Raw genomic sequence first — 23,153 nt, 5'->3', positions numbered from 1 at the left:
GCGACCCGCGGCGCCGGCCGGCGTACCGGTTTCTCCGACCTGTTGACGGGCCTCGCATGCGAGGCCCTTTTTTTCATGCCGCGCGGCGCCCGTTCGCGGTCACGCCCACGCGGCATCCCACGCCGGCGGCGCGAACCATGAGGCGAGGAACGCCACGAGCCGCGACGTGCGCGCACTGCCGCGCGCCTGCTGGCGCAACACGTGGATCGTCGCCGGCTCGGGCGCCGCCGCGTACTGCGGCAGCACCGCGCGCAACCGTCCGTCGCGCAGCGCGTCCGCCACGAGCCAGGTCGGCAGATGCGCGAGACCGAGCCCGTCGATGGCCGCCTCGCGCAACGCTTCCGAATGATTGCTGCGAAACCGCGGCTGCGCGGGCGCGTGACGGCGCTCGCCGAAACGCCATGCGCCCGGCGGCGGCGCGCCATGCCACGCGAGACAGTCGTGGCCGGCCAGCGCGTCGGGCGATTCGGGCTCGCCGCGCCGTGCGAGGTAGGCCGCGCTCGCGCACAGCACGCGCCGTTGCGGCGCCAGCACGGTCGCGACGAAACGCGTGTCCTCCAGCGGCCCGATGCGCACCGCGAGATCGACGTCGGAACCGAGTCGCGCACCCTGCAGATCGACCATGCTGTCGGTCAGCACGAGATCGACCTGCAACGCCGGATGATGCTGCATGAACGCGGCCAGCGCGCCCATCAGATGCCGCCGGCCGAACGGCGCCGGACAGTCGATGCGCAGCAGCCCGCCCGGTTCGTCGTGCTGGCTGTGCAGGTCTTCCTGCAGTCCGCGCAACTCGGCCAGCATCCGTGTCGCGCGACCGTACAGCAACTGCCCGGCCTCGGTCGGCCGGAGCGCGTGCGTGGTGCGATGCAGGAGGCGGATACCGAGCTGCGTCTCGAGCCGGTCGATGCGCCGCGTGACCGACGACGCGGCGACGCCGAGCCGGCGCGCGGCTGCCGAGAAGCTCTGCTGATCGACCACGTCGACGAACAGCGCGAGGTGCGGGGAAAGGAAGTCGTCCATTCAGGGGCCTGGGGTCTGGCTGTGCGAAAAACGCAAAGCAATCATCCGCCTTTGCACGTTTCCGCGTCAAATCGGGCCCACTAGACTGCCTTCATCGCTTTCATCCGCCGCACGCGCCGGCCCGCCGGGCCGCGGCGGCCCTCGTTCATGGAGAATCTCATGCGCAGCATCCGCTTCGAGACCCCCGCCGCCGACATCGAGTCGCTCGACGCGCGGGTCCGGGACATTCCGCCGCCCGTGCCGGCCGACGGCCAGATGCTGATCGAGGTGCGCGCGGCCGGCGTGAACCCGAGCGACGTGAAGGCCGCGCTCGGCCGCATGCCGCATGCGGTGTGGCCGCGCACGCCGGGGCGCGACTGGGCCGGCATCGTACGCGGCGGCCCGGACGACTGGATCGGTGCGCCGGTGTGGGGATCGGGCGGCGATCTCGGCGTCGGCCGCGACGGCTCGCATGCGCAATGGCTCGTGCTGGATGCCGCGCACGTGCGCCGCAAGCCGGCCGTGCTGACGCTCGACGAGGCGGCCGGCGTGGGCGTGCCGTTCGTCACCGCGTACGAAGGCTTGCGCCGCGCCGGCATGCCGACGGCCGACGACGTCGTGCTCGTGTTCGGCGCGAACGGCAAGGTCGGCCAGGCCGCGATCCAGCTCGCCACCGCGCGCGGCGCGACCGTGATCGGCGTCGAGCGCGGCCCGGGCGGCTATCGCGGCCACGCATCGGGCGAGGTCCGCATGATCGACGCATCGAGCCGGACGGTGGCCGACGCGGTGCGCGAGATGACCGGCGGCCACGGCGCGGACCTCGTCTACAACACGGTCGGCAGCCCGTATTTCGAAGCCGCGAACGCATCGATGGCGATCGGCGCACGGCAGATCTTCATCTCGACGATCGAGCGCAGCGTGCCGTTCGACATCTTCGCGTTCTATCGCGGCCAGCACACGTTCGTGGGCATCGATTCGCTGCAGCTCGGCGCGGCCGCGGTCGCGCGGATCCTCGACACGCTCGCGCCCGGCTTCGGCAACGGCACGCTGCGCCCGTTTCCGATCGGCGACGGCTACGTGTACCCGCTCGAGCGTGCGCACGATGCGTATCGCGCGGTGCTGGCCGGTGCGCGCGAACGCGTGATCCTCAAACCCTGATACCGGACCACACGGGAGACCGCCATGATGGATTACCTGATTTCGCTCGCGGTAGGCGTCGGTGTCGGCGTGTTGTACGCGCTGCTGCACGTGCGCTCGCCGGCCCCGCCGCTCGTTGCGCTCGTCGGCCTGCTCGGGATGGTGATCGGCGAACGCGCGATCGCGCTGCTGCGGTGACGCGTCGATGCGACGCCCGGTGCCGCGCTAGCGATCGTCGCGGCGCCGGAACGCCCACCACGCGGCCAGCGCGGTGAAGCCCGCGACGAGCAGCACCATCAGCCAGAAGCCGTGCTTGTTCTCCGCGAACGGCACGCCGCCGACGTTCATCCCGAAGAAGCCGGCGACGATGTTGATCGGCAGCGCGATCACGGTGACGAGCGTCAGCGTGAACAGCGTCCGGTTGTTCTGCTCGTCGAGGCGCGAGCCGATCTCTTCCTGCAACAGCTTGATGCGCTCGTTGAGCCCCGCCAGATCGGCGAGCACCAGCGAGAATTCCTCGGTCGACTCGCGCAATTCCTGCACGTCTTCCGTATGCAGCCACGCGGGCGGCTTCGCGAGCAGCCGGAAGATCGAGCCGGGCTCCGGCGCGAGCATGCGCTGCAGGCGCGTCAGCGTACGGCGCATCGCGCCGAGCTCGATGCGGCTCGACGTGAGCCGCTGCGACAGGAAGCGATCCTCGATGCGGTCGACGTCGACGCTCGTGCGCCGCATGATCTGGATCAACAGGTCGGCCTGGTCGCGCAGCAGATGCACGAGCAGCTCCGCGGGCGACCGGAACGCCTCGCCGTCGCGCACGCACGCGCGCAGCGTGTCGACCGAGCGCAGCGGCTTGAGCCGCGCGGTCACCATGATGCGCCGCTCGACGTGGACGAACAGCGTCGCGATCTCCGACGGCGTCAGTTCAAGGTTGAACATCACGTCGTTGACGATCGCGCGCAACGCGCCGTCCTCCTGCTCGATGCGCGTCGAGCGCGAGCCTTCGTGCAGGAATTCGAAGAAGCTGTCGGGCAACCCGAGATGCGTGCGCATCCAGCGCTCGCTCGCGCCGTGCGCGAGATTGAAGTGCAGCCAGACGAAATCGCCCGGTGCGGCCGCGCCCTGTTCGCGGCACGTGCGCAGCCATGCGGCGGCCGCGTCGGCATCGAGCGTCGCGCCGGCGCCGCCCGGAACGAAGCGGAATCCGCACACCATGCCGGACGTATCGGCGCCGTAAGTCTGTACGATCAGGTCCATCGTGTCGAAGGTCGTGCGGCGCGCGGCGCGCCGCACATCGCGGGTCGCGGGCCCGCGCCGGGAAAAGAAAGGAGACGTATGCCCGACGGCCATGACACGCGCGTGACAGTGTCACGCGGCATCATGCCGGCAGCTTTCCGTTCCCCGAAAACAAACGCGCCGCCCATCGGGGCGGCGCGGACACGCAACACGTCGCGGCGGGCGCGGCGCGCGCTACTGGCGCGTCTCCGACTGCGCGGCGCTCGGGCACGCCGGGTCCTTGCCCCAGTGGCCGTCGCACACGCGCCAGCGGCACAGCTGATCCTCGAAGAAACCGCGCTCCGAACACGCCTTCACGCGCGACGCCAGCGAGCCGCCGGTCGCCGCCGCCGTCTTGGTCGACACGGCCTGCGCCTTCTGCGCGGCGAGCGTCTTGTCGGCCGGCTTCGTACGCGCGACGAGCGCGGCGAGCAGATCGGCATCCGGATCGTCCTTCGCGCCGGCCTTCGCGGTACGGGCCGCCGTCGCGTCGCGGCGCTTCTTCGCCTGCGCGAGTTCGGCCTGCTGTTCCTTGCGATGCTTGCGGGCGTCGGCCTTCGTGTCCGCCTTCGTGTCAGCCTTGCCGTGGGCCGCGACCTTCGCGCTCTTCGACGCGTCGGCCTTCGCGGACTTGGCCGTCGCCGCCGTGGCGGCCGCGGCGGTTGCGGCTGCGCCGGCCGTGGCCGCGCCCGATGCGTCGTCGGCGCCGTTGGCAAGCGCGCGCGACAGGCGGCTGTTGTCCGCGGCGGAAGCGGCGGACGCCGATGCAACGGTCTGGGACGCCGAATCGTCGTTGACGATCGTGGCCGGTTGCGCGGCCGGCGCGGCGGACGCGCCGTTCTGCGCGACTTGCGCGGCGGCGCCGCTGGCCGGTGCGGCCTTGCCAGGCGCCGTGGCGGCTACCACCGCCGCGGGCTGTTCGCCCGACGACTGCTGCATGCGCCACGCGCCCCAGCCGCCGACGGCCACAACCAGCGCCACGACGGCGGCGATCGGCCCCTTCAGCGAACGGCGCGGCGGCTCGGCGGGCGGCGTGACACGCCCTTCCAGATCCGCGAGAATGCGCGACTGCCGAGGTCCTCCCTCGCCTGCCGGTTTGGTATCGGACAGCAGGCTGGGCGGAGTTTTCGAATTTGAATTTTCCGGCGCACTCATTCAGCGTCTCATTGAATCCTGGTTTAATTCACCGCGATAATATAGCCCGGCCTCTCGAAGCAGCCTGATTCTAAGAGCAAGCATTGCAAAACACAATCAATTCCAATTTCCGGGGATTTCTTTGATTGCCGTCGCACTCGTCGCCTATTTCGCCCTTGCCGTCGCCGTTGCGGCACTGTTGCTTTTACCGGGTATCCGGGCGGCCGTTTTCGAATCCGTTGCCCAGTTTCACGGCCGTCTCACGCGCCGGGCCAACGATCGCGCCGCGCGCGCGCGCAGTCAGATTGTTAAATCGGCAAGCGTGACGCGCGGCGCATTAAGCGATGTGCAAAATTTACTGGTTCGACGGCGCTTGATGATTATGGTATCGGCAGGTATTCTTGCGACGCCGCCATTGGTCGCCATCGCGTTACGCGGCCGGCAATTGTTCCAGTACGACGACACGGCGCGCGTGCCCGACGAGAAAATCGCCGCGCTGCTGCAGGGCGAGCAGCTCGTGCCGCCGCCGCCGCTGCCGCCGGAAGTCTTCGCCACGAAGGAAGTCGAGCAGGTCCGCCCGGCGCTGAAGGATGCGAGCCGCGACTGGAACCTGCTGGACCCGGATTTCCGCACGCGTTTGCTGCTGGTCTACAAGATCATGCACGAACAGCACGGATATGAAATGGCGCTGCTGGAAGGTTACCGGAGCCCGGAACGGCAGAACCGGCTGGCGCAGATGGGCAGCAACGTGACCAACGCGGCAGCCTTCCAGAGTTATCACCAGTTCGGGCTGGCGGCGGACAACGCATTCCTGCGCGACGGCAAGCTGGTCATTTCCGAGAAAGACCCGTGGGCGATGCGCGGCTACCAGTTGTACGGCCAGGTCGCCGAACAAGTCGGCCTGACCTGGGGCGGCCGATGGAAAATGATGGATCTCGGGCACGTGGAATACCATAAACCCGGTTTTAAACTGGGACGCGGCAGCTAGTCAGGGCTGCCGGACAAGAAATAATGAGGGCGGCATGGGGCTTTTTAATCACCCGGCAGGAAACGATTTGGGCGGCGCAAACAATCGGGCATTCCGGTGCGCGATTTTTTCCGGCCGCCGCTTCCGTTTTAAATCTCACAGCGTCCTTTCGTTAATGCGCGCGCCTTCTCCGATGCCGCGAGCGTATTGATGCCAGCCTCCTTCATCCCGTTTGACAGCATGGCGACACATCGCGGCGCCACCCTTGCCGCTCGACGCGCCTGCGTCGCCTCACCGAATCGCACCGGAACCTGAACGTCCTATGCAACGCATCCTCAACGTGCTGACTCATCCGCGTACGCTCTCGATCGTCGGGATCGTCGCGCTAGCGGCCATTCTGTTCATCGTCGCCGACATGCTGCAGTTGCCGCTCCTGTGGGCGGCAATCGCGTTCGCGGCGGTTCTCGCGCTGTGGCTCGCCGTCGCGCTGTGGCGCCGCTGGCGCGTGAAGCGCGCGAACCGGCAGCTGGGCCAGGTGCTGGAAGAGCAGGCGGAAACCGGCAAGATCGCCGCGCCGGCCGCCGCCGCGCTCGCGCCCGACGCGAAGACGGCCGACCTCGACGTGCTGCGCACGCGCCTGTCGGATGCGGTGAAGACGATCAAGACGTCGAAGATCGGCCAGGTCTCGGGCGGCTCCGCGCTGTACGAGCTGCCGTGGTACATCGTGATCGGCAACCCGGCCGCGGGCAAGAGCAGCGCCGTGCTCAATTCCGGCCTGCAATTCCCGTTCGCGGACAAGAACAGCGCCGTGATCCACGGCATCGGCGGCACGCGCAACTGCGACTGGTTCTTCACGACCGAAGGGATCCTGCTCGACACGGCCGGCCGCTATTCGGTGCACGAGGAAGACCGCAGCGAGTGGCTCGGCTTCCTCGGACTGCTCAAGCGCTACCGCCCGAAGGCGCCGATCAACGGCATCATCGTCACGGCCAGCATCGCCGAGCTCACCGGCAACCGCCCCGAATTCGCGATCAACCTCGCGAAGAATCTCCGCCAGCGCGTTCAGGAGCTGACGGAAAAGCTGGAAGTGTTCGCGCCGGTCTACGTGATGTTCACGAAGGCCGACCTGATCACCGGCTTCACCGAATTCTTCAGCAGCAGCGACAAGCACGAGTACGACCGCGTGTGGGGCGCCACCCTGCCCTACGAACCCGACGACAAGCGCGACGTCGTCGCGCAGTTCGACACGCACTTCGAGGAACTCTACGAAGGGCTGAAGGAAATCAGCGTCGCGCAACTGTCGCTGTCGCGCGGCAACCAGCTGTCGCCGGGCCAGTTGAGCTTCCCGCTCGAATTCTCGACGATCAAGCCGTCGCTGCGCGCGTTCCTCGCGACGCTGTTCGAGAACAACCCGTTCCAGTACAAGCCGATCTTCCGCGGCTTCTACTTCACCAGCGCGCTGCAGGAAGGCGAAACCAACAGTGCGGCCGCGCAGCGCATCGCGCACCGCTTCGGCCTCGACGCGAGCGCGCTGCCGAAACCGCACAGCGCGTTCTCGAAGAACGGCTTCTTCCTGCGCGACCTGTTCTCGAAGGTGATCTTCGCGGACCGCCAGACGGTGCGCCAGTTCGCGAGCCCGACCAAGACGCGGCTGCGCTACGCGACCTTCTTCGGCTTCGTCGCGGCGCTCGCGCTCGCGCTGGGCGGCTGGACCTGGTCGACGATCGGCAACCAGCAGCTCGTCGCGAACGTGCAGGCCGACCTCGACAACGTCACGCGCCTGCAGCAGGGCCGCAACGACCTGCAGTCGCGCCTGCAGGCGATGGACATCCTCGAGGACCGGATCGAGCAGCTCGAACAGTTCCGCCGCGACAAGCCGCTGTCGGTGTCGCTCGGCCTGTACCAGGGCGACCGTCTCGAGCAGCACCTGCTGACCGAGTACTACGGCGGCGTGCGCCAGATCCTGCTGGCCCCCGTGTCGCAGAACCTCGCGTCGTTCATGAAGGACGTGAACGCGCACCCCGAGCAGCTCGTGCCGATGACGCGCCCGCCCGAATCGGGCGCCGTGCAGGGCGGTACGATGCCGGTCTCGACAAACGCGGCAGGCGCCGCGCCGCAGGCGGGCGCCGCGCTGGCCGCGTCCGGCACCGCGCCGGCCGCCGCCCCGCAACAGGCAGCCGCGCCGCAGGGCGGCCTCTACAGCGACGCGTCGCCGACCAACGTGCAGGATGCGTACAACGCGCTCAAGACGTACCTGATGCTGTCCGACAAGCGCCACGTCGAACAGGCGCACCTGACCGACCAGCTCGCCCGCTTCTGGCGCGGCTGGCTCGAGACGAATCGCGGCAACATGCCGCGCGACGAGATGATCCGGAGCGCCGAGCGCATGATCTCGTTCTACCTGTCGCGCGTGAACGACAACGACTGGCCGATGATCGACGCGAACCTCGCGCTCGTCGACCAGACCCGCGAGAACCTGCGCCGCGTGGTGCGCGGCATGCCGGCCCGCCAGCGCGTGTACGAGGAAATCAAGGCGCGCGCGTCGACCCGCTTCGCGCCGATGACGATCGCGCGCATCGTCGGCGACGGCAACCAGGGTCTCGTGGCAGGCAGCTACGCGATTCCGGGCACGTTCACGCGCGAAGCGTGGTTCGACTACGTGCAGCCGGCGATCCGCGATGCGGCGACCAAGGAACTGCAGGCGAAGGATTGGGTGCTCAACACGTCGACGCAGGACGACCTGACGCTCGAGGGCAGCCCCGAACAGATCCAGAAGACGCTCGTCGGCATGTACAAGACCGAGTACGCGCAGCACTGGCAGAAGTTCATGCAGGGCATCGCGGTCCAGGGCTTCACCAGCTTCGGCCAGGCCGTCGACGGCATGAACCGCCTGGGCGACCCGCAGGATTCGCCGATCCGCAAGATCCTCGAGACCGCGTACGACCAGACGTCGTGGGACAACCCGTCGCTCGCAAACGTCGCGATCAAGAAGGCGCAGACGGGCGTCGTGAACTGGGTCAAGCAACTGTTCACGCGCTCGCAGGCCGGCCAGATGGCGGCGGCCAACATCGACATCAACGGCAATCCGGCCGAGGTGCCGATGGGCCCGATCGGCCAGGAGTTCGTCGGGCTCGCGCGGATCGTCGCGACGCATGACGGCACGTCGATGCTGAAGGGCTACATGGAGTCGCTGTCGAAGGTCCGCACGCGCTTCAACGTGATCAAGAACCAGGGTGACCCGGGGCCGGGCGCGCGTCAGCTGATGCAGCAAACGCTCGACGGCAGCGGTTCGGAACTCGCCGATTCGCTGAAGCTCGTCGACGAGCAGATGCTGACGGGCCTGACCGATTCGCAACGCAAGTCGCTGCGCCCGCTGCTGGTGCGGCCGCTGATGCAGGCGTTCGCGGTCGTGATCCAGCCGGCCAGCGCCGAAGTCAACAAGGTGTGGAACGCGCAGGTCTACCAGCCGTTCCAGAACTCGCTTGCAACGAAGTACCCGTTCGCGGCGAACGCGAAGGTCGAGGCCGGCGCCGGCGAGATCGCGCAGGTGTTCGGCCCGGACGGCTCGATCGCGAAGTTCGTCGGCACGACGCTCGGGCCGCTCGCGGTGCGCCGCGGCGACACGCTCGCCGCCCGCACGTGGGGCGACATGGGCATCGGGCTCACGCCGGACTTCACGAACGGCTTCGCACGCTGGGTCGCGCCGCTCGCGGGCGGCGCCGCCGGCAGCGCGGCCGCGTCGTCCGAGCCGCAGACCGTGTTCCAGATCCTGCCGCAACCGAGCACGGGCACGACGGAATACACGATCGCGATCGACGGCCAGCAACTGCGCTACCGCAACACGCCGCCGCAGTGGACCAACTTCGTGTGGCCGAACCCGCAGGGCTCGCCGGGCGCGACGCTGTCCGCGACGACCTTCGACGGCCGCACGGTGCAGCTCGTCAACGAGCCGGGCCGCTACGGTCTCGAGAAGCTGATCAACTCGGCACAGCGCAAGCGCCGTCCGGACGGCACGTTCGACCTGACGTGGGCGCAGGGCAGCGTGAACGTGTCGGTGACGATGCGCATCATCAGCACGTCGCAACCGTCGACCGGCAGCGGTGACCAGCCGCAGCAGCAGAGCCTGCGCGGCCTGCAGCTGCCGTCGTCGGTCGCCGACGCGAGCGCGGGCGCCGCGCAGAACGCGACGCAAGCCGGCACCGGCACGCCGGGCGCCGCGCCGGCCGTCGCGGCCGCCAACGCAACGAATGCACAGAGGGCGCAATGACGCAAACCGTACAGGCGCAAATCGCCTACTTCGGCAAGATTCCGTCGCGCGGCGACTTCGTGAAGAGCGCGCACAATCCGCAGTTGCTGCAGACGCTCGATCGCTGGATCGCGCAGGCGCTGGAGCTGCTCGCGGAAGATCCGCGCTGGAAGATCGTCTACGAGGACGCGAAGCCGATGCATTTCGCGTTCCTCGGCTCGCGCAGCAAGCTCGCGATCGCGGGCCACATGGTCGCGAGCCACGACGTGTCGATGCGCCGCTTCCCGTTCCTCGGCGCCACCGCGCTGGAGGTCGACCGGCCGCTCGCGTTCCTCGCGCGCAGCCCGCTCGCGTTCGCGCGGCTGTGGTCGCGCGTCGCCGCGCAGATCCCGCCGCTGCTCGGCAAGGACGAGCCGCCCGGCGCGCTGCAGGCGCTCGGCGACACGCAGGTGCCGATCGACATCGGCGGGCCCGGCACGTCGCATGACGGCACCTTCAACGATTTCGTCGAACACCAGTCGCTGTACGGCCTGCAGCAGATGCTGCTCGAAAGCGGTCACCCGGTGCGGCTGCGCGGCGCGATGCTCGCGCTCGGCTCGCTGCTGCGGCCGGTGATGCAGAGCGGCTCGTCGCACATCGAACGCGGCCTCACGCTGCCGCTGCCGGTCGATCCGTTCTACCGCAGCCTCGTCGCCGCGTTCTGGCTCGAGCTGATCGCGCCGTTCGTCGCGCAGGCCGACTTCGAGCTCGCGATCTTCATCGGCACGATCGCCGAACGCGAACGGCTGATCATCGGCTTCAACGGCGCGTCGGCGAAGACGCTGCTGAGCGTCGTCGACCCGCAGACCTACGCCGCCCACAACATCGACATCGACGATCCCGAATGGATCGACGCCCATGCGCAAAACGATCACCAGATCAGCAAGCTCGTCAGCTACCTCGACCAACCGCAACTCTCGCTGCGCGTCGCCATCGACGCGTTCCGCGAAGCGTTCATCGGAGGCTGACGGCATGCATCGCACGATTCAGGCCCGGCGCGCGCGTCTTTCGGCCGCCGTCTCGCCCGCCCTCGCCGCACTGTTCGCCGCCGGCCTCGTCGCGAGCGGCGCGGCCTTCGCGCAGAACACCGGCGCGACCGTCACGCCGGTCGGCAACGGCACGGTCGCGACGACCGCGCTGCCGCAGGCCAGTCCGAACGCCGGCGGCGCGTCCGGCACGGTGGTGCACGGCACCGCCGCCACGATCGCGCCGCCGCCCGCGAACGCGACGCCCGGCCAGGTGGTGGTGGGCGGCAAGGTGCCCGACGAGGCGACCAAGGCGGCCGTGCTGCAGAAGCTGCGCGACACGTACGGCGCGACGAACGTCGTCGACCAGATCGAGGTGGGCGACGTCGCGACGCCGCCGAACTGGAGCGCGAACGTGCAGAAGCTGCTCGGCGCGCAGCTCAAGCAGATCAGCAAGGGCCAGTTGAAGATCAACGGCACGCAGATCGAGATGAAGGGCGAGGTGCACAACGAGGCGCAGCGCCAGCAACTCGCGAGCGACATGGCGAACACGCTGAACCCGACGTACACGATCAAGAACGGGCTGCGCGTGTCGGCGTCCGAACAGGGCGTGCTCGACCAGACGCTCGCGAACCGGACGATCGAGTTCGAGACCGGCAGCGCGACGCTGACGCCGCAGGGCAAGCTGATCCTCGACCAGATGGCGGCCGCGCTCGCGAAGATGCAGAACCGCACGGTCGACATCATCGGCCACACCGACAACTCGGGGAACCGGACGTCGAACATCGCGCTGAGCCAGGCACGCGCGGATGCGGTGAAGGGGTATCTGATCACGAAGAGCATTCCGCCGCAGCAGATGACGACGACGGGGGTCGGGCCGGATCAGCCGATCGCGCCGAACGATACGGCGGATGGCCGGGCAAGGAATCGGCGGATCGAGTTCCGGGTGGGGCAGTGAGTTGGCGGGGGGCGGCTTCGGATGATCCGCCCCCGGTGCCACCGAGTGTCAGCGGTAGGCGGTTGCGTGCCACAGAAGGACGTCAATGTGTCGGTGGCGTGCCCTGGTAACCTCTCGTCCATTGCTGGCTCTGCTTGCTCGCCTGGTCGACCCGTTTCGCAGTGAGATCGTCGCTCTTGCGCTGCTTGTCTTCCTTCGCATAGTCCGTCTTTCCGAACACGTCCTTGTCCCGCGTCCTGAAGTACAGCGAAGGCGCGAGCACGTGATCCTGCCAACTCGTCAGCAACGTATCGTGGACGAGCATGTCGAACATCGCCATCACCTCGGGCGGAAGCGGGTTCTTCCCCGCATACCCCTGCTCCCAGGCCTTGACCAGCGCAACCTCGTCCTCGTTCAGCTCAACACGGCGTGCAAACGCGGGCGCAAGGAACAGCGGCGTATAAGTCGGCTTGTTGTTGAACGACTGCGTGAAGCGGCGCCGTTGCTCGGCCTCGTATTCCGGCCGCATCTTCTCCCACTTGCCAGTCATCTCCCTCGCTTCCTTGTCGAGACGCTGCCAGACCGTCGTGTAATTGCTCGGCGGGACATCCTTCCATAAATCGTTGTAACGCTTGTCCGCCGCCTGCTTCGCGAGCTTCAGCTTCTGGATCTCGGGCGAGTCCATCCGCTGGCTGCCCATCATCGCCCAGTCGAGCTTCGCCTTTGCGTCGCGCCGGTCGTAGTCGGCTTTTTCGACGTCCTTGCGCCACTCGGTTGCCGGGTCGGTCACGGAATGACGGAATTCCGGATCCTGGTATCGCACGGCGATCCAGCGCAGGAATACCTCCGCATGCGGCAGAAAGTTCACGCCCTGCGTGTCCGGAACAACCTTGCGGTACGCATCGACAAGCGCCCTGATCCTGTATTGCTTGCCTTCGTAGGTGATCGGCGTCGCAATCGAGAAGCGACTGAATACGTCAGGCCGCCGCTTGGCTAGCGTTTCCATGTCGAGAAGCGCACTACCAGCCTTGAGCGCTTCGAACAGCATGTCCCGTAGCGGGATACGCATCAGCTCTGCATTGAAGCCCAGCGAACCATGCAACGAACCGCCGGCGATGTCGCTGCTCGTTCCCGGATAGAGCCGTTGCTCGGCACGAGTCTTTTCCAGGCTGTCGAGTCGCTGGTACATGCGCATCTCGTGAGCGGCAGCGAAATGCACGCACCGCTGCACGCTTGCGGGCACGGCAAGCGACCGGTCCTTGTAATTCGGCTTGATGGTCCCGAGAAACGGCAGGATGCCGATAATCTCGCCGGCCTCTTCCGACATAATCGACGACACCGCATCCAGCAGACCGACGAACTTTATTTCGAGCGAAATGCCGTTGAGTGCAAGGTCCTGATCGTCGCGACGCTTGTACTTGGTCGCCAGATCGTTGACGAACGCGCGTGCCAGCACGCAACCGCGATCGGCGCCAAACACCGATACTTCGATCTTTCGAATCTTCGACACCTGTCCCTTGACCGCCTCAACCGCTTTTTCCAGCTGGTCCTTCGCGGCAACGAGCCGTGAATCGACGCCGGTGCCGAAGTACGCGCTCATCACCTGCGCATCGCGCACGATCGGTACGTTTTCGATCGCGATTCCCGTAATGACCTGACGGACTGTCGATTGCACGATCTTGAGCGGATTGCGCTTCGCGTCGTTTTTTGCGTTCCGGAATACCGCGATGCCGCCTGCTTTCGTGCGCTCCCAGATCCGCTCCGGCGACGCGTCCAATACGTTCGCGATGCGGCGTGCGGTTCGGGGGATGTTCTGGATATCCTTCTTAAAGTCGTTGAAAGCATTCAGCATCGGCCGAAACGAGAACTCCGAGGCGGACTGCTTGGCTGCCGTCGTCACGCGACCTTTTACGTCCAGTTGCTTGATCGGCTGGTTCACACGTGCGACTGACTCCACAACGCCCTTCGTTGCGGCGAGCACCTTCTTGCCGACCATTTTCCCCGCGGCCAGGCCAGCATTGAGCCAGTCGTTCGACTTGGCATCCGCGTTGAGATCCGTCCCGAGGCCCGAATAGTAAAGGCGGAACCAGAACTGATTCACCGGACGATCGACGTCTAGGTTGGTGCGGTGCGCATCGAAAAGACGCGAGATGTTCGAGTACAGTCCGCTGTCCGGATCGTCTTCGTCCCTGCTTCGACCGAACGCATCGAAGAATACGCCGATACGGATCGTTGCTCCGCACGGCAGACAATCTCCCTTTGGATAGTTGGCTGTCGCCATCTTGTCGACTGCCATTCGCACGCTCTGTGGCGTAGCGTCGTCCGGATCGAGTCGAATGGCGTTTCGATCGTTAGCTGCGGCCATGGCTATTCTCCTCACGTGGCGGTGGCACCAGGCCCGCGGGAATGGACGGTACCGCAACCGCCTGAAATCGGTTCTGCCCAAGCTCCTTCACAACGGTCGGTGACAGGGCGGCCGCCGCCTTCGCGAATGCTCCCGGTTTCCCCTTGCTCGACTGGATGATCTTCTGCACCGCCGGGTGCGCGTCGAACCGGGGATTCACCAGAAGCGCGTAATAGGCGTATTGCTCAAGGTCGCTGCGATCTGTGAAGCGGTACTTGATCCAAGCCTCCGCAACGGTTCTCGAAATCCTGCGGTGCGACTGGGCGTCATTGTCCTCGTACTTCTTGTCGAGGCGCTTGCCGTACCGTTTCGTCAAGTCACGCGACACGTCCACGATCGGCAACCTGGTACTGCCCAGCATCTCTCCAGGAAATACCAGTTCGACATGATGATCGGGGTAGAAGTGGACCTCGAGAATGCGCGAGCCAATCGAATCCGGCTCCTTGGTTGGCGGCAACGAAACGTTCGTCTCCGCCTGCTGTTTCTTCACCTGCTCACCCGGCCGCCAGTTGTCCGCATCGTAATACGTCCACTGAACCTTGAAATCGTTGCCCTTCAGCAAGTAACAGCAGGAGATGCTGCCCTCCCCGGCCCCGGGTTCCAGGTCGCCGCCGCCGCGTGCCTTGTTGCCGAACTGGTCGGTGATCGTGAACCGAACGAGGTTGTATGGCAGGTAGTTCAGCGCCTCCGTTGAAATGCTAGTGTAGGTCGGATCGGACTTGCTGCACGCCGCCATCGACACGAATAGCAAGCCTGCGGCGGCGAGTCGCAACGCGGCGAGGAACCGTCCGCGAGTTGCGCGTGCGCCGTGACGGTCTGGAACGATCGTGCGGACTTTCGGCGCAGCGTATTGCATGAAATCAGGCATAAGCACTCTCTTCATATGGCCGCCGCAGCATGACGTCGGGAACGGGCCTGCACGGCGACCAGCTTGATATTTTCGTTCGTCGGTTCGAACAGCGGTTTCTGCAGCATTCACTCCGAGAGTGTGTCGACCTTGCCGTCGCAAACGGCAATCGCAGACTTACGCCGCACCGCTGAGTTCCTCCAGAAGAATCCGGTCGTCTGTGTCGCAAATCGCGTCCAATACGTACCCGGTACGATCCCCCATGCGGCGCATCCTTTGCACGCGGCGGTGGCGGCAAACCATCGAATATCACCGGCACCGCCGCTGCTTCGAACGCGTTGTTCGACAGCGAGAACAACACACGCTTCGGCAGCGATCGCATCGATTTCGCGAACATCCCCGGCTTGCCGGCGGCCGTTTCCACGATGCGCTGCACCTCAGGAGGTACATCGAACCGGCTGTTCACGAGCACCGCGTAATACGCATACTGCTCGATATCATCCCGATCGGTCAGACGGTATTTCAACCACGCCGACGCGACAACACGAGCGATACGACGAAACCGCTGATCCTCGCGCTCGGCATATCGCTTGTCCAGTTGCGTCTGATACCGTTTCGCCCACCTGACGACATCGACAATAGGCAGTCGCGCGTCGTCAAGCATCGCCACGAGCCCGAACCTACGCCACGTCACTACGCGCCTCCAGCAATTCCCGCTCGTGCGCATCGCGAATCGCGTCCCACGTCGCATCGTCGATCGAGGCCAGTGCCGCATCCACGCTCGTTTCTCCGCGCGAAGCGGCCTCGAGACACGACTTCACGACCGGATGCTCGTCGAACCGCGGCGCAACCAGCACTCCCGACATCACGTAGCACTGCAACCCCGCTTCTTCGGCAATCCCGTGCGCGGCAGCGCGATCGAGTTGCTCGGCTACTCGATCATGCAGTTCCGCATCGGACATGTGATCAACCATCGCCCCCATCGTCTCGCGGAACTTCAGCACGAGCTTGTCCGGATACCCGAGCTCGATCAGTCGCGCATGCTGCTGCTCGTCGAGACCCGGCGCATCACCGACCGGTACCGCACCTTCATTCGCGTGCATGTCATTGCGCCACACGACTTCGCTCAGCCGCCTGTCGCGATACCGGATCTCGCCGAACGGCGCGACGAACCGCTGCGCCTGCGTATCGCGCCACACCTGTCGAAGTCGCCCCAGTACATGGTTGTCGAAAAAGAAGAGGTAGTACGCGCGGCCGTTGGGCAGCCTGTACTGCACGTACTGGCGCAAATGCTGATCGAGCGCATCGAACGACCACGTCGACCACAGCCACGTCACCGCATGCAGGTCGACCGCCTCCAACCACAGCTGGCGCAGCAGCCGATACTGCTCGGCGTTCTCGTCGTTGATCGCGTCGCGATCGAACGCGATCAGGTACGGCGCGATATCCGTATAAGCATCGAGCCCGGTATCCGTCCAAAGCGACGCATAGCGCAGGCGGGGCACTGCCGCGAGCTGCACATCCAACTCCTGATAACCGCGCGTATCGACGAGTACGTAAAGCCGCATCGAATTCCCAGCGTCGTCCGTACGCGCGACCGAAGCCTTCAGCGTCTCGAGAAACGCCGGCCACTCCAGCTCGCGTGGATTCGGTTCCGCGTCAGCCGCTTCGCTCGCGCCGACCGGGTCGTTCCGGTCGCCCGTATCGTTGACTTCGTCCATCAATCCGCCTCGACCATCGACTCACGACCGCTGTGCGCGTTCAGCACGCATTGCTTACATGTGCCGCCCGGCATCGCGGGCAACGGATACTGCATGCTCGTCGGTCCGCTGAACTGGTGCTGCGCCCCCTTGAAATCGACTTTCCCTGGCGCGTGAAGCTCGATTTTGCCGCCCTTGATCCGGATGTAAGCGCCACCCGACGTCAGCAATATCTCCCGCTTCGCAGCCACGTCGACAGCCTCTGTCGCCGCCATCACCTTCACGGTCTTCTGCGCCGTGAGTTCGACGTTGTCCACGTGCGCCTGGACCTCGACCTTGCCCTTCCCGGCGAACAGCTTCATCCCGGCATTCTGCGCGAACAGGCTGATGCGATCCCGGATGCCGGCGATCAGCGATTTCCCGCTGGTGATGAACGTGCTCTGCCCACTGACGATATTGGTCTGCCGGTCGCTGGCCACATGCACCGACTGCTGCGACGCCACCCCGATCCCCGCCGGGCTCGCGAACAGCATCACCGGCTCCTTGAACGCATTCGCGTTGCCCGTCCCGCCGCCTGCGGTCCTGCCGCCGCCGGTCGTCGCGCCCGCCACGCTGTTCTGTGTCGCGTCAGTAAATTGCTTCAGCGCGTCGTGCCCCGCGCCGAGACTCTCCGCCTGATGCATTTCGCTGACCTGCGACATCGACTCGATCAATCCTTCCGCATTGGCAAGCTGCTGCTTCGCTTCACTCACGTCCAGCGGCTGACTGTTCGCCCGCTTCGGATGCGTCGTCACGTACAGGCCTTGCCCGGCACGCATCGCACCGTACGCATCCGTGCGCAGATCGAAACCGGAGCCAAGATACGCACCGCGCGTATTCCCGTTTTGCTCGATCAGATAGCCGAGATGAAGCAGCGAATTCCCGCTGCTGCTGAACAGGCGCGCGCGGTTCTGCCCGGTCGCGTCGTCGAGCACCATCTCGTTGTGCCCCGATCCCGCATATTCCTTCGACCGGAAGCCCGACAGGATCCCGTCGCTATGCCATTGCGGCTTGGCAACACCGTTGTAGACACGATGCATGACGATCGGCCGGTCGCAGTCGCCACCGATATAGCCGATCAGCACTTCCTCGCCGACGCGTGGAATATGCACACCGCCGTAACCGCCACCGGTATCCGACTGCACGACGCGCATCCAGCACGATGCCGTCTCTCGGCCTTCGCTCTGCCGGTCCCACACGAACATGACCTTGATCCGGTTCAGTTCATCCGTATAGACCTCTTCGCCCTTCGGGCCCACGACGATCGCCGTCTCGAGTTGCATCTCGGGCTTCCGATGCTCGAACGGGCTCCGATACGGCACGCTCGCGCGCTGCGCCTCGACCTCGACGAGATAGAAACCGGCCGAGCCGTCGTCATGCCCGACCTCGAACGCCGCCACTTCCCCGCGACCAGCCTTCACCTGCGCCAGCTCGGCCTGCAAGCTATGAGGGAAGCTCGCTTCGTGATCCGAGACCGGCAGATTGTTCTCGATGTAACGCGTGACGCCGATGGCCGCGAACTCGCGGTCGCTCGCCGCATCGCGATCGTGCTCCGGATGGTCGACGAGGGTGAAACGCCGGCCGGCGTCAATCGAACGCACGCCGCCCACGCCGAAGAAACGCTTCGCACGTGATTCCCATTCCTCGAGGCGAATCTTCGACAAGTGTTCGCCGCGGTCCTGGCCCGAATACGTGTACGCGCCGGTGTATTCGTAGATTTCCGCCTGACCCGGCAGGTCGCCCTGATCAGCCTTCGTCGGCAGCGACGTGCCGTTCGGATTGCCCGCCGCCGACGGCGATTTGTAGTCGAACGTGCGCGTCGTGTGCAACGTGCTTTGCAACGTCCGCGACGCGGTCCATTGCGTGAAACCGGCAGTCTCGGTGCCGCTGCCAGAACGATCGAACCTGACGGTATTCGGCGACAGCGCGTCGACCGTATGCAGATCGTCGGTGATGACGAACGTATGCGCCTTCCCGTCTTCACTGTGCCGCCAGAAGCCAAACAGCCCTTCGTCCTCCATCAGCCGATGCACGAAGTTCCAGTCGGTTTCGCTCTGGCGGCAGTACGAACGGGACGGCAACGGTTTCGACAACGCGAACTGGTATCGCCCCCTGGCCTGCGGATGCATGTCGAACACGTCGGCGAGAATCGCGTCGACCGGCTGGTCCTGCCAGTACCGCATGTCGCTGCGGAACTTGAGGAAGTGCATCCACGACGCGAAGCTCAGCTGGTAACTCGACAGGCTGCCGTCGGCGCCGAGCCGCCGCGCCGTGTGGATATAACCGTTGATCGGCAGATACGACTTGTCCGCCCGCTGGATCCACAGCGTGATCGGCTGCGCGATCAGCGTCTTGAGCTCGACGTCGCTCGCGGTGGACACCAAATCGAGCGTTACGCTGAAATCACGGCCGAGTTTCGAACGGGTTACGGCCCGGCGCGGCACGAGCGCATTGTTCGGCAGCGACGGGATGTCCGTCTTCAGCAGCCGATCCTGCTGGATCAGGCCACCACGAATCGCCTGTGCCAGTTCGGTCACGTTCATGCGTCACCCTTCTTCTCGTTCATCACGAGCCCGCCGGGCCCGCGCTCTCAGGTCAAACAACGGTCCTTCACGACTGCTCGTCGGGCCTCACCCCCAGCAGCTCGCGAATATGCGACAGCGATCCATCGTCCTTCACGACGCTCTCGAGCCACTTGTGCAGCGGCATGTCGGCCCATTCGGCCGCCTTGTCGGCGAGATACGCGACCGGGCTGTGCGGCTCGGTCTGACGGAAATAGCGCGCCACCGCACGCAACTGGTCGACGGCCTGCGCACGGTTCTGGATGCCGGCGATCATCTGCGTCACCGGAGGACGCGAAGCGGTCTGCTGCTGCACGTGAGTCTCCTCGGTCTGGATCGGCTGGCCGAACACCGGCTCGATGCGTTCTGACTGGGCCTGCGGCGCTGCCTGCGTGTGCGGCGCGCTGCCCGTATAGCCCTGTTCGCGCGCGAAGCGCTCGGCGAGCCGGTACACGGTCTCGAACGCATCGCGCGCCTGCCGGAAACTCGGCGCCGAATCGCCCGCGTGCTCGACGAGCCGCTCCTCGAATGCATCGAGCGCGAATTCGAACGCGTTCAGGTTCGCCAGCAGCGCCGTGTAGAACGCGATCGACGTCACGCGCCGCGACGCATCGATCTGCTCGATCGACGGTTTGCCGCGCGCGATGTCGTCCGCGTGTTCGGGGTCGCGCCTGATCGCCTGCGCGACGTGCTGCGCGACTTCCCAGTCGAGCGTGCTGAACGCGTTCGACGCGCCGTCCGTCAGCGGCACCGCGCGCAGCAGCTCGGCCGTGCGGCCGGACAGCCACGCGACGTTGCCGAGCCGGTGCTCGATGTCGTCGTCCTCGGGCAGCGGGTGGAAGGTGTCCCAGAAGTCGCGGCACAGGCCCTCGAGCAGCGCATAGCCTTCGGTGAGGCCCGTGATGCCGTCCTCGAGCGCGAGCGCCTCGGTCAGCCACACGGCGAGCCGCAGGTCCTTCGTGCGCGTGCGCAGCAGTTCGCCCGCATGGTCGACGACGAAGCCCCAGTCGGCCTCCTTGATCTCGGTCACCCATTCGCCCTGGTCGAGCGTCGGGTCGTCATAGCGCCGCGCGTCCTGGATCGCGTCGAATTCGTTCGAAAACAGCAGGTCGTCGCCGCTGGGCGACGCATCGCTGATCGGCGTCAGCAGCTCGGGGAGATTGATCGGCATGGTTCGGTCAGTTCATCAATGCTTGACTGGGCGCGGCCGCGCTCATTCGACGGTGTACGCGAATTCGCCGGCCTCGTCCGCGCGCACCGCGATGCGCGCGATGGCCGCGCCGTCGGCGATCCGGCCGAGCACGTGGCCCGCGATCTCCGGCAGCAGCGTGCCGTTCAGGATGTGGTCGACGTTGCGGGCGCCCGAATCGACCTCGGTGCAGCGCGCGAGCACCGCGTCGACGAGCGACTCGTCCCATTCGAACGCGGCCTTGTGGTTCGCGTCGATCCGGCGCCGGATGCGTTCGAGCTTCAGCTCGATGATCTCGGCCAGCACGTCGTCGGAGATCGGATAGTACGGCACGACCTTCATCCGGCCGAGGAACGCCGGCTTGAACGTCTTGTACAGCTGCGGACGCAGCGTCTCGGCGAGCGCGTCCGGATCGGGCAGCTCCTCGGCCGGCTTGTTCAGGCACGCCTGCATCACCGCGGCCGAGCCGACGTTCGACGTCAGGATGATCAGCGTGTTGCGGAAGTCGATCTCGCGCCCTTCCGCGTCGTCCATCGTGCCCTTGTCGAACACCTGGAAGAACATCTCGAGCACGTCGGGGTGCGCCTTCTCGACCTCGTCGAGCAGCACGACGGAATACGGGTTGCGGCGCACGGCCTCGGTCAGCACGCCGCCCTCGCCGTAACCGACGTAGCCCGGCGGCGAGCCCTTCAGGCCCGACACGCTGTGCGCTTCCTGGTACTCGCTCATGTTGATCGTGACCATCTTGCGCTCGCCGCCGTACAGGATGTCTGCCAGCGCCAGCGCCGTCTCGGTCTTGCCGACGCCCGACGGCCCGACGAACATGAACACGCCGCGCGGCTTGTTCGGATCCTCGAGGTTCGCGGTCGCGGTGCGCACGCGCTGCGCGATCGCCTCCAATGCATGGTCCTGCCCGATCACGCGCGCGGCGAGCAGCGGCTGCAGGTTCAGCACGGTGTCGATCTCGTCCTTCACCATCCGGCCGAGCGGGATGCCCGTCCACGCGGCGACGATCTCGGCGACGACATGGCCGTCCACTTGCAGCGGCACCATCGGCTCGCCGCCCTGCAGCGCGTGCAGCGCGGCGACGCGTTCGGCCAGCTTCTCGCGCGTGGCGTGCACATCGACGGGTTCGCCGTCTTCCGACGGGCCGCGCGCCTTGTCGAGCGTGTCGCGCAGCTCGGTGATCTCGGCGACGATCACGCGCTCGGCTTCGTAGCGTTCTTCATCCTTCGCCAGTTGTTCGAGCGCCGTGTCGCGCGCGGCGCGCAGCTCGCCGAGCCGCTCGTCGTGCGCCGCGCCGCCCGCCGCCTCGCGCGCCAGCGACGCGATTTCCGCATCGATGCGCTCGATGCGCTTCTTCGTGTCGTCGATCGCGGCCGGCGTCGCGCTGTGCGCGAGCGCGACCTTCGCGCATGCGGTGTCGAGCACGCTGATCGCCTTGTCCGGCAACTGGCGGCCGCTGATGTAGCGGTGCGACAGGCGCACGGCCTCGGTGATCGCATCGTCGAGGATCCGCACGTTGAAATGCTTCTCCATCAGGCCCGACATCCCGCGCAGCATCGCGGCTGCGAGCGGCTCGCTCGGCTCCTCGACCTTCACCACCTGGAAGCGCCGCGCGAGCGCCGCATCCTTCTCGAAGTACTTCTTGTATTCGCTCCACGTCGTCGCGGCGATCGTGCGCAGCTCGCCGCGCGCGAGCGCCGGCTTCAGCAGGTTCGCCGCATCGTTCTGGCCGGCCTGGCCGCCCGCGCCGATGATCGTGTGCGCCTCGTCGATGAACAGGATGATCGGGTGCGCGCTCTTCTTCACCTCGTCGATCACGCTCTTCAGCCGGTTCTCGAACTCGCCCTTCACGCTCGCGCCGGCCTGCAGCAGCCCCATGTCGAGCACGTGCAGCGCGACGCCGCGCAACGGCGGCGGCACGTCGTCGGCCGCGATGCGCAGCGCGAGCCCTTCGACGACCGCCGTTTTGCCGACGCCGGCCTCGCCGGTCATGATCGGGTTGTTCTGGCGGCGGCGCATGAGGATGTCGATCGCCTGGCGAATCTCCGCTTCGCGGCCGATCACCGGATCGATCTTGCCGTCGCGCGCGCGCTGCGTGAGGTTGGTCGTGTACGTGTCGAGCGCGGGCGTCTTCGACGGGCCGGCCGCGGGCGCCATGCCGTCGGCGGCCGGCGCGACGTCGCTGTCGTCGTCGTCCGCCTGGCGCGGCTCGGCTTCGCTCGAGCCGGCCATGATTTCGTCGAACTTGTGCTTCAGGTCCGTCACGTTCATTTCCGCGAACCGCGACGACATCCGTTGCGCGAACTGCGCGAGATCCGGCGCGGTCAGCAGCGCGAGCAGCAGGTGCCCCGAGCGGATGCGGCCGAGCTGCGAATCGAGCGACGCGATCAGCCATGCCTGCTCGAACAGCGCGATCAGATGGACGGAGAACACCGGCGTGCGCGTGTTGCCCGTTTTCAGGCGCGTGAGTTCGCGTTCGAGATCGGCGTGCAGTGCGTGCGGATCGACGCGGCTCGCGCGCAGCGCGAGCGGCAGGTCGCCCGTCGCCTCGTCGAGCAGCGCGAGGAACAGGTGCTCCAGATCGACCTCGTAGTGGCCGCGCGCCAGGCACGCGCTCGCCGCGCGCTCGGTCGCGTGCCGGCACAGCGGGTTCAGTTTCGTGATCAGGGTCTTCAGAGGCGTGCTCATGGCGTCGGTCTCAGGTTCGTTTG

At 66.4% G+C, this 23,153-nt stretch carries 14 protein-coding genes and 2 pseudogenes; 6 read left to right on the top strand and 10 right to left on the bottom strand.

Going from position 1 to position 23,153, the window contains the following annotated elements; translation table 11 throughout:
- Positions 1-99 precede the first annotated feature (99 nt).
- A complete protein-coding gene (locus tag CFB52_RS02245) occupies positions 100-1,020 on the bottom strand; it encodes a LysR family transcriptional regulator (protein WP_099316020.1) in 921 nt (306 codons plus the stop codon).
- 159 nt (positions 1,021-1,179) lie between these two features.
- On the opposite strand from CFB52_RS02245, the gene CFB52_RS02240 reads away from it, so the two are divergent.
- Positions 1,180-2,157 (top strand): zinc-binding alcohol dehydrogenase family protein, encoded by a 978-nt coding sequence (locus CFB52_RS02240; RefSeq protein ID WP_099316019.1) that lies wholly within the window; start codon positions 1,180-1,182, stop codon positions 2,155-2,157.
- A 24-nt stretch (positions 2,158-2,181) separates the two neighbouring features.
- A pseudogene (locus CFB52_RS02235) lies at positions 2,182-2,331 on the top strand (DUF1427 family protein); the annotation flags it as partial.
- A 30-nt stretch (positions 2,332-2,361) separates the two neighbouring features.
- Here CFB52_RS02235 and CFB52_RS02230 read toward each other — a convergent pair.
- Both CFB52_RS02230 and CFB52_RS02225 read right to left on the bottom strand, forming a co-directional pair.
- Positions 2,362-3,390: a transporter gene (locus tag CFB52_RS02230; protein WP_060315573.1), complete on the bottom strand. Its 1,029-nt coding sequence runs from the start codon at positions 3,388-3,390 to the stop codon at positions 2,362-2,364.
- A 213-nt stretch (positions 3,391-3,603) separates the two neighbouring features.
- Entirely contained in the window at positions 3,604-4,563 is a 960-nt protein-coding gene (locus CFB52_RS02225) for a phage tail protein (RefSeq protein WP_099316018.1), read from the bottom strand.
- Positions 4,564-4,684: 121 nt separating this feature from the next.
- On the opposite strand from CFB52_RS02225, the gene CFB52_RS02220 reads away from it, so the two are divergent.
- The 4 genes from CFB52_RS02220 to CFB52_RS02205 all read left to right on the top strand — a co-directional run bounded on the left by CFB52_RS02220 (position 4,685) and on the right by CFB52_RS02205 (position 11,717).
- Positions 4,685-5,530, top strand: a complete 846-nt coding sequence (locus tag CFB52_RS02220) for a M15 family metallopeptidase (RefSeq protein ID WP_059640096.1) — start codon at positions 4,685-4,687, stop codon at positions 5,528-5,530.
- A gap of 301 nt (positions 5,531-5,831) precedes the next feature.
- Complete coding sequence (gene tssM, locus CFB52_RS02215) at positions 5,832-9,776, top strand: type VI secretion system membrane subunit TssM (RefSeq protein WP_099316017.1); 3,945 nt, start codon at positions 5,832-5,834, stop codon at positions 9,774-9,776.
- Entirely contained in the window at positions 9,773-10,762 is a 990-nt protein-coding gene (gene tagF, locus CFB52_RS02210; protein WP_059577148.1) for a type VI secretion system-associated protein TagF, read from the top strand. Before tssM ends, tagF begins: the two co-directional genes overlap by 4 nt.
- A gap of 4 nt (positions 10,763-10,766) precedes the next feature.
- The gene (locus CFB52_RS02205) at positions 10,767-11,717 is read left to right on the top strand and encodes an OmpA family protein (RefSeq protein WP_059577151.1); all 951 of its coding nucleotides are present in this window, start codon (positions 10,767-10,769) and stop codon (positions 11,715-11,717) included.
- A gap of 82 nt (positions 11,718-11,799) precedes the next feature.
- On the opposite strand, the gene CFB52_RS02200 is transcribed toward CFB52_RS02205, so the two are convergent.
- From CFB52_RS02200 to tssH, 7 genes and pseudogenes are all read right to left on the bottom strand, one after another.
- A complete protein-coding gene (locus CFB52_RS02200) occupies positions 11,800-14,061 on the bottom strand; it encodes a DUF2235 domain-containing protein (RefSeq protein ID WP_099316016.1) in 2,262 nt (753 codons plus the stop codon).
- The gene (locus CFB52_RS02195; RefSeq protein ID WP_180278184.1) at positions 14,048-14,968 is read right to left on the bottom strand and encodes a DUF3304 domain-containing protein; all 921 of its coding nucleotides are present in this window, start codon (positions 14,966-14,968) and stop codon (positions 14,048-14,050) included. The genes CFB52_RS02200 and CFB52_RS02195 overlap by 14 nt, the downstream gene beginning before the upstream one ends.
- A 253-nt stretch (positions 14,969-15,221) precedes the next feature.
- A pseudogene (locus CFB52_RS02190) lies at positions 15,222-15,611 on the bottom strand (hypothetical protein); the annotation flags it as partial.
- Positions 15,612-15,627: 16 nt separating this feature from the next.
- Positions 15,628-16,668 carry a DUF4123 domain-containing protein gene (locus tag CFB52_RS02185; RefSeq protein WP_099316015.1) on the bottom strand — a complete coding sequence of 347 codons (1,041 nt, stop codon included), beginning with the start codon at positions 16,666-16,668 and terminating at the stop codon, positions 15,628-15,630.
- Positions 16,668-19,229 carry a type VI secretion system Vgr family protein gene (locus tag CFB52_RS02180; RefSeq protein ID WP_099316014.1) on the bottom strand — a complete coding sequence of 854 codons (2,562 nt, stop codon included), beginning with the start codon at positions 19,227-19,229 and terminating at the stop codon, positions 16,668-16,670. Before CFB52_RS02180 ends, CFB52_RS02185 begins: the two co-directional genes overlap by 1 nt.
- Positions 19,230-19,296: 67 nt before the next feature.
- On the bottom strand, positions 19,297-20,418 hold the full coding sequence (gene tssA / locus CFB52_RS02175; protein WP_099316013.1) for a type VI secretion system protein TssA: 1,122 nt from the start codon (positions 20,416-20,418) through the stop codon (positions 19,297-19,299).
- A gap of 42 nt (positions 20,419-20,460) precedes the next feature.
- Entirely contained in the window at positions 20,461-23,130 is a 2,670-nt protein-coding gene (gene tssH / locus CFB52_RS02170; protein WP_059577174.1) for a type VI secretion system ATPase TssH, read from the bottom strand.
- Between the last annotated feature and the right edge of the window lie 23 nt (positions 23,131-23,153).

The sequence above is a fragment of the Burkholderia sp. AU18528 genome, assembly GCF_002223215.2.
Taxonomy (GTDB): domain Bacteria; phylum Pseudomonadota; class Gammaproteobacteria; order Burkholderiales; family Burkholderiaceae; genus Burkholderia; species Burkholderia semiarida.
Note: the sequence above shows the minus strand (reverse complement) of the source record. Positions and strands in the feature narration are given on the sequence as shown.

Coding starts and splice junctions, on each gene's coding strand:
- CFB52_RS02230 (WP_060315573.1), bottom strand. CDS start 3,390: ATGGACCTGATCGTACAGACTTACGGCGCCGATACGTCCGGCATGGTG.
- CFB52_RS02185 (WP_099316015.1), bottom strand. CDS start 16,668: ATGGACGAAGTCAACGATACGGGCGACCGGAACGACCCGGTCGGCGCG.
- tssA (WP_099316013.1), bottom strand. CDS start 20,418: ATGCCGATCAATCTCCCCGAGCTGCTGACGCCGATCAGCGATGCGTCG.
- CFB52_RS02225 (WP_099316018.1), bottom strand. CDS start 4,563: ATGAGTGCGCCGGAAAATTCAAATTCGAAAACTCCGCCCAGCCTGCTG.
- CFB52_RS02245 (WP_099316020.1), bottom strand. CDS start 1,020: ATGGACGACTTCCTTTCCCCGCACCTCGCGCTGTTCGTCGACGTGGTC.
- tssM (WP_099316017.1), top strand. CDS start 5,832: ATGCAACGCATCCTCAACGTGCTGACTCATCCGCGTACGCTCTCGATC.
- CFB52_RS02200 (WP_099316016.1), bottom strand. CDS start 14,061: ATGGCCGCAGCTAACGATCGAAACGCCATTCGACTCGATCCGGACGAC.
- tagF (WP_059577148.1), top strand. CDS start 9,773: ATGACGCAAACCGTACAGGCGCAAATCGCCTACTTCGGCAAGATTCCG.
- tssH (WP_059577174.1), bottom strand. CDS start 23,130: ATGAGCACGCCTCTGAAGACCCTGATCACGAAACTGAACCCGCTGTGC.
- CFB52_RS02195 (WP_180278184.1), bottom strand. CDS start 14,968: ATGCCTGATTTCATGCAATACGCTGCGCCGAAAGTCCGCACGATCGTT.
- CFB52_RS02180 (WP_099316014.1), bottom strand. CDS start 19,229: ATGAACGTGACCGAACTGGCACAGGCGATTCGTGGTGGCCTGATCCAG.
- CFB52_RS02240 (WP_099316019.1), top strand. CDS start 1,180: ATGCGCAGCATCCGCTTCGAGACCCCCGCCGCCGACATCGAGTCGCTC.
- CFB52_RS02205 (WP_059577151.1), top strand. CDS start 10,767: ATGCATCGCACGATTCAGGCCCGGCGCGCGCGTCTTTCGGCCGCCGTC.